Annotated in this window: 10 protein-coding genes; 8 read left to right on the top strand and 2 right to left on the bottom strand. The window is 39.4% G+C overall.

The window, feature by feature from the left end:
• Positions 1 to 779: 779 nt before the first annotated feature.
• Positions 780 to 2192, top strand: coding sequence for a DegQ family serine endoprotease (locus N5852_RS07325; protein WP_262097179.1), 1413 nt, complete (start codon positions 780 to 782; stop codon positions 2190 to 2192).
• A gap of 86 nt (positions 2193 to 2278) precedes the next feature.
• Here N5852_RS07325 and argC read toward each other — a convergent pair whose 3' ends face one another.
• Positions 2279 to 3196: an N-acetyl-gamma-glutamyl-phosphate reductase gene (gene argC, locus N5852_RS07330; protein WP_262097180.1), complete on the bottom strand. Its 918-nt coding sequence runs from the start codon at positions 3194 to 3196 to the stop codon at positions 2279 to 2281.
• A gap of 277 nt (positions 3197 to 3473) precedes the next feature.
• Here argC and glyA point away from each other — a divergent pair, with 277 nt between their 5' ends.
• The 6 genes from glyA to nusB all read left to right on the top strand — a co-directional run bounded on the left by glyA (position 3474) and on the right by nusB (position 8342).
• Entirely contained in the window at positions 3474 to 4781 is a 1308-nt protein-coding gene (gene glyA, locus N5852_RS07335; RefSeq protein ID WP_262097181.1) for a serine hydroxymethyltransferase, read from the top strand.
• Between the two features lie 291 nt (positions 4782 to 5072).
• The gene (gene nrdR, locus N5852_RS07340) at positions 5073 to 5546 is read left to right on the top strand and encodes a transcriptional regulator NrdR (protein WP_262097182.1); all 474 of its coding nucleotides are present in this window, start codon (positions 5073 to 5075) and stop codon (positions 5544 to 5546) included.
• Complete coding sequence (gene ribD, locus N5852_RS07345) at positions 5543 to 6646, top strand: bifunctional diaminohydroxyphosphoribosylaminopyrimidine deaminase/5-amino-6-(5-phosphoribosylamino)uracil reductase RibD (protein ID WP_262097183.1); 1104 nt, start codon at positions 5543 to 5545, stop codon at positions 6644 to 6646. The genes nrdR and ribD overlap by 4 nt, the downstream gene beginning before the upstream one ends.
• Positions 6647 to 6648: 2 nt before the next feature.
• Positions 6649 to 7254 (top strand): riboflavin synthase, encoded by a 606-nt coding sequence (locus N5852_RS07350; protein WP_262097184.1) that lies wholly within the window; start codon positions 6649 to 6651, stop codon positions 7252 to 7254.
• A gap of 159 nt (positions 7255 to 7413) precedes the next feature.
• Positions 7414 to 7872, top strand: coding sequence for a 6,7-dimethyl-8-ribityllumazine synthase (locus N5852_RS07355; RefSeq protein ID WP_262097185.1), 459 nt, complete (start codon positions 7414 to 7416; stop codon positions 7870 to 7872).
• Positions 7869 to 8342, top strand: a complete 474-nt coding sequence (gene nusB, locus N5852_RS07360; RefSeq protein WP_262097186.1) for a transcription antitermination factor NusB — start codon at positions 7869 to 7871, stop codon at positions 8340 to 8342. The genes N5852_RS07355 and nusB overlap by 4 nt, the downstream gene beginning before the upstream one ends.
• Before the next feature lie 137 nt (positions 8343 to 8479).
• Here the strand turns inward: nusB and N5852_RS07365 are convergent, their stop codons facing one another.
• A complete protein-coding gene (locus N5852_RS07365; RefSeq protein WP_262097187.1) occupies positions 8480 to 9142 on the bottom strand; it encodes a DUF2268 domain-containing putative Zn-dependent protease in 663 nt (220 codons plus the stop codon).
• 440 nt (positions 9143 to 9582) lie between these two features.
• Between N5852_RS07365 and N5852_RS07370 the strand changes: the two genes are divergently transcribed.
• Entirely contained in the window at positions 9583 to 12537 is a 2955-nt protein-coding gene (locus N5852_RS07370; RefSeq protein WP_262097188.1) for a bifunctional [glutamine synthetase] adenylyltransferase/[glutamine synthetase]-adenylyl-L-tyrosine phosphorylase, read from the top strand.
• Positions 12538 to 12572: the final 35 nt, after the last annotated feature.

Below are 12572 nucleotides of genomic sequence, written 5' to 3' on the forward strand. Positions count from 1 at the left end.
AGACTTAATCAGATCCTTTAATTATAGACAATGGCTAAAGTGTTTTTTGTTTTCAAAAGACAATATGAAAGAAGAAGAACGGTTTAAGCTAAATTTAGCTTAAACTGCCTTATGTAAATATAAAACAGTTAGTGCCACCTTTCTAAAAATTTTCGCCCTTAGTTTTAAGGTGTTTTATTAAGTGCTTTTTAGATTTTTTTTCTAATTTGTAATAATAAGATTTTCGCATAGCCTTGTTGCATACTTTATACTCGAACCAAATATTTTCTCAAAATCCCTTTTTACATAGCATTTTTCACTTGACCATTTACACGTACGGCGCGACGCCTTTGGTTTGGCTTCACAGTGTTCATGTATCTTGTATCTATTTTCTTTATCAAGTTTTAAACTTGCCGGATGCCTTAATGGTTGTTAGCCTTGATATGCTTTTACATTTAAAAGGCACAATTCATTCCAATGGATTTTGATAATGGTATTATAAATTCGATATTGAATGATTACCCAAAAAAATGAGGCTTTTTATGTGTTCAAAATTGCTTTATTGTTTTGGTGAATGTTATATTGCTCAATGATATTTTGAAAGTGATATTTACTTAGATTTAAATCATTTGTTACTAAGCGCAGCGAGCCATTAATATATTTTCATTAATAAAAATTTAGTGTTTGGCTAAACAATTCGTCGTGAATGATGTATTTTGCATTTTTTTAGCCATAAAAGCTTTTTAAATCTATTTACCCTATTGAAACATAGAGTAACTGGTAAGATCAGGAGCCAGGATATGATAAAAAAATATTTAGCCTCTTCTATTGTACTTTTAGCGATTTTTTCGGGCAGCTTGGGTGCCAATGCGCAAGAAGTCCAACGACACGTTCCGCAAAATCCAATGGAAATGCAGCTTTCCTTTGCACCTTTGGTAAAAAAGGCTATGCCGGCAGTGGTTAATGTTTATGCGGCAAGGCAAGTTCGGCGCCAAGCAACACCTTTTGATGGTGATCCATTTTTTGAACAGTTTTTTGGAGGCCGTTTTCAAAATCAGCCTCCCCGTGTTCAATCTTCGCTAGGATCTGGTGTTATTGTTGATCAAAGCGGTTTGATTGTTACAAATTATCACGTTATCCGTGGTGCTGATGACGTAAAGGTAGCCTTGTCAGATGGGCGTGAGTTTGAAAGCAAGGTTTTATTGAAAGATGAGGCAACAGATATTGCTGTCTTAAAAATAGATCCGCATGGTTTGCATTTCCCAGTTTTAGCGCTTGCAGATTCCGATAAGGTTGAAGTTGGTGATTTGGTTTTAGCGATTGGTAACCCCTTTGGCGTCGGGCAGACTGTAACAAGTGGTATTGTGTCGGCCCAAGCGCGAACTAAGGTTGGAATTTCTGATTTTGACTTTTTCATTCAGACCGATGCTGCAATTAATCCAGGTAATTCTGGTGGCGCACTTATCGGTATGGATGGAAATCTTATTGGCATTAATACTGCAATTTATTCACGCACTGGCGGTTCTATTGGTATTGGTTTTGCTATCCCCTCCAATCTTGTTCGATCAGTGGTTGAAACAGTAAAGCGTGGTGGCAGTAATTTTGAGCAGCCTTATCTTGGCGCATCGTTTCAAGGATTAGATACAGCATTGGCTGAAAGTCTGGGTATGGAGCAGCCTTATGGCGCTTTAGTAACCGATGTGCAAGCCAATAGTCCGGCAGCTAAGGCTGGTTTATCGGTTGGCGACATTATTTTAACCGCTCAAGGGCAAAAAATTGAAAATCCCGATGCGCTTGGTTATCGTCTATTGACTACTGGAATTGATAAAACTATCGATTTTGATATTATGCGCAATAGCAAGGTTGCCAAAATAACAGTTGTTCTTACAGCTATGCCAAGTGATGCATCAGGTGCTGCCGAGGTTATTACTGGTAATTCACCCTTTACGGGCACTGAAGTCTCTAATTTGACGCCAATTAATGCGCGGCGCTTTAATCAGCCACAAAATGCTAAAGGGGTGGTTATCAGTAATGTCGATGATAATTCACGCGCGGCAAATGTTTTTGCTAAAGGTGATGTGATAAGAGCGGTAAATGGCCAGCTTATTAATACGGTTAATGATTTGAAAAAAGTTTTAAATGCAGGTCAGCCGCAAATTTGGCGACTAGAATTTGTACGTAATGGAGTTTTAATCCGACAATTCTATCGTTAGACTTAAATTTTAAGCATTTTAATTCAAAAAAAGCGTATTTAAAGCCAATTAAATACGCTTTTTATATATCGATGATAAACTACTAATTAACCGATCATCAGGTTTAGATTTTGTACAGCAGCACCAGAGGCTCCTTTGCCAAGATTATCAAGAACTGCAACGACATTTATAAAACTATCATTACCTGTGATATAAATTTTTAAACGATCAGTATTCACCAGTTCCTCTGCATCTATACGGCTGATGATGGCGGTTTGTTCCAAAGGATCAATCTCAACAATATCTTGGCCACTATAATGGTGGCAAAAAAGATCATATAACGCTTTTTTATCTATCTTACCATTAAGGCGTTCGAGATAAAGTGGCACATTAACAATCATACCTTGTGCAAAACGCCCAACACTTGGAGTAAAAATAGGACTATGCCCCAAAAGCCCGTGCATGGTTATTTCTGGAACATGTTTGTGTTTTAAATTTAGTCCATAAAGAAAATCATTAGCATGAATTGCGTCTTCACGTGTTAGATCTTCCATTTGTGCAATAAGTTGTTTTCCTCCGCCAGTATAGCCCGAAACAGCATTAATCGTGACAGGATAATCCTCAGGAAGAACGCGAGCTTCGCGCAATGGACGTAAAATTGATATTGCGCCAGTTGGATAGCAACCCGGATTTGCAACATATTGCGCATTGGCGATGCGTTGGCTTTGTCCCTTGCTCATTTCAGCAAAACCGTAGGTCCAATTTGGGTCGGTCCTAAAAGCGGTTGAACTATCAATAATGCGGGTAGGGCACCCCTGTAGCATCTTTACTGCTTCTTTTGAAGCATCATCTGGCAAGCATAAAATTACAATATCGGCACTTCGCAAATAATCGGCGCGAATATCAAGATTGCGGCGATCTGCTAATGGGATGGACAAAAGTTCAATATCATTGCGCATTTCAAGCCGCTTTGCAATTTGCAAGCCTGTTGTGCCGTGTTCACCATCAATAAAAACTTTTGCCATTTTAGTCTCCAAAAAACTGTTTGATGATTATATACATGGACTAGTCTATTTAAAATAGCATTTTTGAACTGTTTTTATAAAAAATGTGATGTGTTTTTTGCTAAAAATGTGAAATGAAAATAGATAAGATTTGGGTAGCTATGATAAAAACTGTTTTCTCAATCAAGACGGTGAATGGTTCATTTTAAAATCGTTTAAAAAATATATCGGTAATAGCCTATTGGCTTCATTTGTGTTATTGGCAAATGAGTTGCTGTTATAATAGAGGAAACCGCTCATGGTACAGTCCGCAAGCATGTCTTTAGATCGTTTTTTCAATGGTGATTTGGAATCAGTTGATTCCGATGTTTTTAATGCAATTCGTGGTGAACTCGGTCGTCAGCGTCATGAAGTTGAGCTGATCGCTTCAGAAAACATCGTATCTCGTGCTGTTTTAGAAGCGCAAGGATCCGTTTTTACCAATAAATATGCTGAAGGCTATCCAGGTAAGCGTTATTATGGCGGTTGCCAATATGCTGATGTGGTAGAAGAACTAGCGATTGAACGCGCCAAAAAATTGTTTAATTGTGGTTTTGCTAATGTGCAGCCTAATTCTGGTAGTCAGATGAATCAGGCGGTTTTTCTAGCATTGCTACAGCCGGGTGATACCTTTATGGGGCTTGATTTAAATTCTGGTGGTCACTTAACCCATGGTTCGCCAGTCAATATGTCAGGTAAATGGTTTAATGTTGTTTCATATGGCGTTCGCCGTGATGACCAATTATTAGACATGGAAGAAATTGCCAATCTTGCTCGCCAACACAAGCCTAAGCTTATTCTTGCAGGTGGTACTGCCTATTCTCGTATTTGGGATTGGGAGCGTTTCCGTGAAATCGCCGATGAGATTGGCGCTTATCTCATGGTTGATATGGCCCACATTGCAGGCCTTGTTGCTGGTGGACAACATCCTTCCCCGCTACCTTATGCGCATGTTGTTACCACAACTACCCACAAATCTTTACGCGGTCCTCGTGGTGGCATGATTTTGACCAATCATGAAGATATTGCCAAAAAAATTAATTCGGCGGTTTTCCCTGGGCTTCAGGGTGGACCTTTAATGCATGTTATTGCCGCAAAAGCAGTTGCATTTGGTGAAGCATTACAACCAGAGTTTAAAACTTACGCACAAAATGTGGTTGTAAATGCAAAGGCGCTAGCGCAAACCTTGCAATCTAGTGGTCTTGATATTGTTTCAGGCGGTACTGATAATCACTTAATGTTGGTAGATTTACGCCCCAAAAATGCAACAGGTAAGCGTGCTGAGGCAGCTCTAGGTCGCGCTAATATTACTTGTAATAAAAACGGTATTCCGTTCGACCCTGAAAAACCCTTTGTAACATCAGGTGTTCGTCTTGGTACGCCTGCTGGTACTGCTCGTGGTTTTATGGCTGGTGAATTTACCGAAATTGGTAATTTAATTGCTGAAGTCCTTGATGGTCTTAAGGCAGCTAATTCGGATGAAGGTAATGCAGCAGTTGAGGAACATGTTCGCAAGAAAATTATTACTCTTACCGAGCGTTTCCCGCTTTATTCTTATTTAGGATAAGCTTAAATATTTTTAATCCTTGCTCCGGTTCAATATTTACTGCAAAAAGTTTATGTGCTTTATGCCTTTAAATATTAAACCGGAGTTTTTATATAATCGCTTTGTCTCATTAAAAAATGTAAAAATACGCACTGTGATTTGAGTGTATATGCTGATTATTTATAACCTTTAACATCGATGAGTAATTACTAAATTTAAAAAATCGATGTCATTGATCTTATGTTTTTAATCTTTTCTAACGCTATCATAAGGTTATGAATTTTAGACTAGAATAAAGAGAGTGACCACGATATGCGCTGCCCCTTTTGTCAATGTGAAGATACACAAGTTAAGGATTCACGTCCAACAGAAGATGGATCGGTCATTCGCCGACGGCGTATTTGCTCACTATGCGGCGGGCGCTTTACCACTTTTGAGCGTGTGCAACTTCGTGAATTAATGGTGATAAAAAAAAGTGGTCGCCATATGCCTTTTGACCGCGAAAAATTAATGCGTTCCATCGATGTTGCGCTGCGCAAGCGCGAAATAGATAAAGAAAAAATTGATCGCGCGGTTTCTGGCATTGTACGCCAGCTGGAAAGCTCAGGCGAAGTTGAGGTCACCTCCGAGGAGATTGGTCGGTTGGTAATGGAAGCATTAAAGCGCATTGATGATATTGCTTACATTCGATTTGCATCGGTTTACCGCAATTTTAGTTCGGCACAGGATTTCCATAATATTATCGATGAGGTAAAAATTTCACCGACTGACGAGGTTAAGGAATGACACTAGATGACCAGCAGATGCATCAACGCTTTATGGAAGCAGCTATTCGTTTGGGACGGCAAAATCTAGGGTGCACTGCAGAAAATCCAAGTGTTGGTGCGGTGATTGTTAAAAAAATAAACGGCAAGCCAATTATCATCGGTATTGGTGTTACAGCCGTTGGTGGTCGTCCTCATGCAGAGCCGCAAGCCCTGCAGCAAGCGGGGGGTAGCGCAAAGGGTGCAACTGCTTATGTGACTTTAGAGCCGTGTTCTCATCATGGTAAAACCCCGCCTTGTGTTGATGCATTAATCGCGGCAGGTGTGAAAAGAGTGGTTATCGCTCTTGAAGATCCAGATCCGCGCGTTAGCGGACGAGGGATAGCGCGGCTTAAAGCTGCTGGTATTGATGTTGTTCAAGATATTGCACGTGAAAAAGCTTTTGAAGGTTTAGCAGGCTTTTTAACGAGAATTACTAAAAAACGCCCCTTTATAACCCAAAAGCTTGCTCTTTCCCAAGATGGATATATAGGCAGAGTTGGCGAAGCAAATACGCCGATAACTGGAAATTTGTCAAAAGCTCGCACGCATATTTTAAGGGCTGAAAGTGATGCCATTTTAGTAGGTGTTGGAACCGTTAAAATAGACGATCCAATGTTAGACTGTCGCTTGCCGGCGTTAGAACACCGCTCACCAATTCGCATTGTGCTTGATGGTCATTTGAGTATTTCAGTTGAAAGTCGTCTCGTGCTTTCGGCAAAGCAAATTCCAGTTTGGATTATTTGCAATGAAAAGAATGATCAAAATAAGCAAAAATTACTCGAGGCATTGGGCTGCCGTATCATTCCATTTGGTGAAAACATTCATAATCATTTAAATGAACTTATGGAATTTTTAGGGCGCGAGGGGATTAATAATTTGCTTGTTGAAGGTGGTACTAAGGTCGCACAATCTTTTTATGATATTGGTTTAATAGATAGGCTCATATTATTAAAATCAAATCAAAAAATTGGAATTAATGGCTACGCTGCCCCTCAATTTTTAAATTTGCGTGAAAGCTATCGCCAAAGCACTCAAAAACGCTATGACGATGATATTTGGTGCATATGGGAAAGGATTTAGTTATGTTTACTGGCATTGTTACTGATATAGGACGTATTGCACAAATAACGACGCTTGATGAAGGTTTGCGCTTTCGCATTGCAACGACATATGATCCCTCAACCATTGATATTGGTGCGTCAATCGCATGTAGTGGCATTTGTTTAACGGTTGTTGCCCTGCCTGAAAAAACAAGCACGGATTCATGGTTTGAAGTGGAGGCTTGGGAAGAGGCTTTACGACTTACAACCATTGGGTCTTGGCAGATCGATAAACAAATCAATCTTGAACGCTCGCTAAAACTTGGAGATGAGATGGGCGGTCATTTGGTTTCAGGTCATGTCGATGGTACTGCAGAAATTATAAAAAAGGATAGTGAGGGGGAGGCAACAAGATTTACCATTAAGGTAGATGAAAAATTAGCACGCTTTATTGCACAAAAAGGGTCGGTTTGTCTTGATGGGACATCTTTGACGGTTAACAAAGTGGAGCGCGCGACATTTGATGTGTTGATAATTCGACATACGCTCGAAGTTACAACTTGGGGGCAGCGTGAGGTAGGCGATATTCTTAATATAGAAATTGACCAATTAGCTCGCTATGCTGCCCGTTTGGCAGAATTTTCTTAACCATTTTTAATTGGAATAGCAAAAGGGCTGATAATATGCCTTTAATTCCTTAGTATGATTATTATCAACTTTGCCAAATAATGCGAAATATAAAGAGTTTTTCTTTTCATTTTATCGCTTTGGGAGTATTGATAATAAAAACATTTTTTGGAGATGGCAATGAATTCTAAAAAAGAACGCCCTTTGCATTTATTGATTGTAGAAGCTCGTTTTTATGATCATTTGGCTGATAGTTTGCTTGAAGGTGCTAAAAAACATCTTGATGCAGCAGGTGCGACCTATGATGTTGTAACCGTTCCTGGCGCATTAGAAATTCCTAGTGTTATTGCCAATGCTTACAAAAGCTATGATGTAAATTATGATGGCTACATTGCGCTCGGTTGTGTTATTCGTGGTGAAACTTACCATTTCGAAATTGTTGCTAATGAGTCTTGTCGTGGCATCATGGAATTGACAATGCGCAAGCGTCTTGCTATCGGCAATGGTATTCTAACCGTTGAAAATGAAGAACAGGCTATCGCGCGCGCCAGTGTCCTAGATAAGGACAAGGGCGGTTTTGCTGCAGATGCCGCATTAAAAATGATTGCACTAAAAAAGCAATTTGGAGTAAGTGAGTGAGCGAAGAGAATAAAAAGCCATCTGTACGTCCAGCAAATAAGAGAGGTGCAGCACGTCTTGCAGCAGTACAGGCCTTGTATCAAATGGATATTGCTGGAAGTGGTGTGATGGAAACAGTGACCGAATATGAGAATTTTCGGTTAGGCAAAGATATTGATGGCGATCAATATCTGGAAGCTGATGCGCAGTGGTTCCGCTCTATCATTGCAGGCGTTGTTGCCGAACAACGTGAAATAGATCCACTCATTCATGATTTTTTGCCCGAAGGTTGGCCTTTATCGCGTATTGATACAACCCTACGTGCGATTTTACGTGCAGGTATTTGGGAATTAAAGAATCGTCCAGAGGTTCCGCTTCCAGTGATTGTGTCTGAATATGTTGATATCGCTAAAGCATTTTTTGGCAAGGAAGAGCCAAAGCTAGTTAATGCCTTGCTGGATAATTCAGCTAAGCAATTACGAAAAAGCTAAAATAGATATTTTAAAATTATAATGAAAGGTACTGTTTCGGTTTAGAAGCAGTGCCTTTTGTTTTATTTTATGTTTAATATTTTGACTAAAAATTTATTTATATTTCCTAAATTTTAGCTTTTGGTCTAAAATCTACGTTACTGCTTTAATAATAAATTGATATGATTTAAAATTTCCATAGCATCAATATCGACCATTCCTGTCTTACTTTTTTTGTCATTCTTGCGGCTGTATAAATCAATTAGTTGATAACCAATGCTATATCCTGCCCAGCGTGGTAAATCACCCGTTCCAAAAATCCATTCATAATGGTTGTAATTTTCATTCCTTAGCTGATCTTTTGCAAGATTAATTATCTGATTTGTTGTTGCAACTTTGCACCAAGGCGGCACAGGCATTGAAGTTATTAATGTTGAAAAATAGTCGGCGAGACCTTCGGAAATGATGGCTTCGCCAAGCGTTTCTCCATAGCCATGTCGTGCCCATCGCATCGCATGATGCAATTCATGTGCAATGGCTTGTGAAAAATGACCGTCGGAAAGTTTAGCTGCAAAATTTTCATTAAGTGAATCAATGCTAATAGAAATAAGCTCTGTTTTATAGCAGTTCCCGCCCACGCCAATTTCGGGAATGATATTAGTGGGATCATTGCCAATTAAAATATCAATGGCAATATTATGATCCTTAGTAGGTACAATTTTTTCAATCTTTAAGCGTAGTGCTTCTATCTGAGTTCGAATAATACCTTTCCAACAAGATAAATCGCCTGCTGCTTCAAGAAAGTGCAATCGTAAATCCATAGATTAATCCTTAATAATAATTAATGATTAAATTGCTTTCTGGGTAAGGAAATTTTTAATATCATATATTTATTAAAATATAAAGTTTTTTAAAAAACCGTGTAATTATCATTTAACTTAAAATATATTAAATTTATAAAATAAAAATATTAAATAATTTTGTTCTAAATATATTTTAAAAGTTTAAATATTTCTTATAGTCTTGGGTTGCAGCTTGAATATAGGTTTACGGTTTAATAAAATTACAAAATGAAAATGATTAATCCAATTAAATGCTATTTATACTTGATAGATTATTGGGGAGGTTAATAGCTTGTCTGCTTAAAAGTTGGATAAATTGATTTAGCATTGCAGGCTTTTATTAAACCTCGTTAAATATGGCATAATTTTATAAAATGCATTATGATATTTTAAAATGATGTTAATGGTTTGGATTGAACATGGGTCAAGGCATTTTTTCTTCGCAAGCTTTTTTGTTACATAGTTTGAAATCTATCACGCCATTTGATGATAAATCTGATTTTTGGTTGGCTGAATTGTCAAATCGTGCCAAACAACAAGAACAAGGCCAATTAATCCAATTTCTTCAAACACCAAGCCAAGCTATTAATTTTATTGGTTCCGTCATGACCTTGTCGCCATTTTTGCGCGAGATTATGCTCAAAAATCCTGAAATTTTAACACCTTTATTGCAAATAGACATTAAGAGCCGCCTTGATGAGGTTTTAGCCCATATTAAAAGCATTGATCAAATAGACGGGATCAATGAAACTTTGTTAATGGCCCAATTGCGTCGTGGTAAGGCCGAGGCTCATTGTTTAATAGCATTGGCTGATATTGGTGGTTTATTTACCTGTGCTGAAACATGCGATTGGCTATCTAAGCTTGCTGAAGCAACTCTGAAGTCGAGTTTACGTTTTTTGCTACGTGAAGCGCATAATGCTAAAAAGATTACCTTGCCAGACCTTGAACACCCTGAAAAGGATTGTGGTCTTATCGTTCTTGGTATGGGTAAGTTAGGAGCAGGCGAACTTAATTATTCATCTGATATTGATCTTATTGTTTTTATTGATGTTTCATCGTCTGCTATTAATGATCCTTTTGAATCAGTTGATATTTTTTCTAAAATGATGCGGAGACTTATTCGAATCATGCAGGAGCGCACGGGCGATGGTTATGTTTTCCGTGTTGATTTACGACTACGTCCAGATCCAGGGTCAACGCCGTTAGCTATGCCGGTGGTAGCCGCGCTTCATTATTATGAGGCAAGGGGGCAAAATTGGGAGCGCGCCGCAATGATTAAAGCGCGTCCTGTTGCTGGTGATATAGAAGCGGGTGAAAAGGTTTTAAAGGAATTGTCCCCCTATATTTGGCGCAAATATCTTGATTATGCAGCAATTGCCGATGTTCATTCGATAAAACGGCAAATTCACGCTCATAAGGGACATGGTGAAATTGCTGTCAAAGGACATAATGTTAAATTAGGGCGTGGTGGCATTCGTGAAATAGAATTTTTTGTTCAGACACAGCAATTAATTGCTGGCGGCCGTTTTCCTGAACTGCGTGGCCGCCGCACGGTCGAAATGCTGGCAGCATTGTGTGAACTTGGCTGGATTAATGATGAAGCACGCAATTCCCTCACAAAAAAATATGCTTTTTTGAGACGTGTGGAACATGCTATACAAATGGTTGCAGATGAGCAGACCCATGTTTTACCGGAAGATGAAGAAGGTTTTTTACGTGTGGTACGCCTATTGGGTTATGAAGATGCCGATAGCTTTTCTCGCGATTTTTTAGCGACATTAAAGGCGGTCGAAGCGCATTATGCAGCCTTGTTTGAGCATGAACAAGAACTTGGCGCCGATATGGGAAACCTTGTTTTTACCGGTGAGGATGATGATCCCGAAACCCTTACAACCTTATCGCGGCTTGGCTTTGAACGCCCAAGTGATATTTGCCGCACTATACGCACGTGGCATTTTGGCCGCTATCGAGCCACTCAATCAGCGGAAGCGCGTGAAAGGCTAACGGAGTTAACACCATCACTTTTGCAAGCCTTTGGTGCTACCAAGCGGGCGGATGATGCTTTGTTGCGTTTTGATGCATTTTTGCAAGGGCTACCAGCCGGTATTCAGCTTTTTAGCTTGTTAAACTCCAACCCAGCACTTTTAGGCATGTTGGTGTTAATTATGAGCGCGGCACCGCGCCTTGCAGATATTATTACGCGCAAGCCCCATGTTTTTGATGGTATGCTGGATCCGACAACCTTTGCACAGTTGCCCACCAAGTCTTATCTCCAAGAAAGACTTGATTTCTTTTTGGCGCAAGCTACGTCTTATGAAGAAATTCTTGATCGTTTGCGCATTTTTGCTGATGAACAGAAATTTTTAATTGGTATCCGTTTGTTGACCGGTGCAATTGATGGAGAACGGGCAGGACGCGCTTTTACCGATTTAGCGGATCTCATGTTAACCAAAGCTTTGGATGGAGTAAGACAAGAATTTTCACAAAAGCATGGTGTGGTTGTTGGCGGCACGATTGGTCTTTTAGGCATGGGTAAACTTGGCAGTGATGAGCTGACGGCTGGGTCAGATGTTGATATTATATTGCTTTATGACCACGATGAAAAAGTTGATATGTCACAAGGCGATAAACCGCTTTATGTGTCGCAATATTATATGAGACTGACACAAAGATTGATAGCAGCTCTCTCAGCTCCAACGGGTGAAGGTGTGCTTTATGAAGTAGATATGCGCCTACGCCCATCAGGCAATAAGGGGCCGCTTGCAGTTTCCTTTATGGCTTTTGACAAATACCAGCATAATGAGGCTTGGGTTTGGGAACATATGGCATTAACGCGCGCCCGTGGTGTGGCAGGTGACTCTCAATTCTTATTAAAACTTGATGGTGAGATAGAAAATATTTTAAAAACAGCCAACAAAAACGATGATATAGCGGCGGAAGTTGTTAAAATGCGCCTTCTTATCGAAAAGGAAAAGCCCCCCATCAATAAATGGGATATTAAGACTATGGCAGGTGGCATTATTGATCTTGAATTTATCGCCCAATTTGCAGTTTTATCAGGCCACGCACCTTATGAGAGCGGAAAAACCACTGGCGATGTTCTTGGCTCAATGAGTGATAAATTTTGCTCGCCTTCAGACAAAGATATTTTGTGTCATGCATTTAAATTTTACACCAATCTTAGTCAAACCCTGCGTATATGTTTAAATAATGATTTTGATCCCAAGTCAATGCCGCCTGGTTTTGCTGAGGTATTACAAAGGGCAGTTAATGAGCCAGATTTTGCTCATATTGAAAATCTTATCAATGAAACATCGATTGCAGTACGCGCATTATTTTTTAAATTATTGAATGCCAATAAAAAAGCATAGTGTTTTAAAAAAAAATAGAAATTGGCATTTTGATA

The organism is Bartonella sp. HY328 (assembly GCF_025449335.1).
In the GTDB taxonomy this organism is placed as follows: Bacteria; Pseudomonadota; Alphaproteobacteria; order Rhizobiales; family Rhizobiaceae; genus HY038.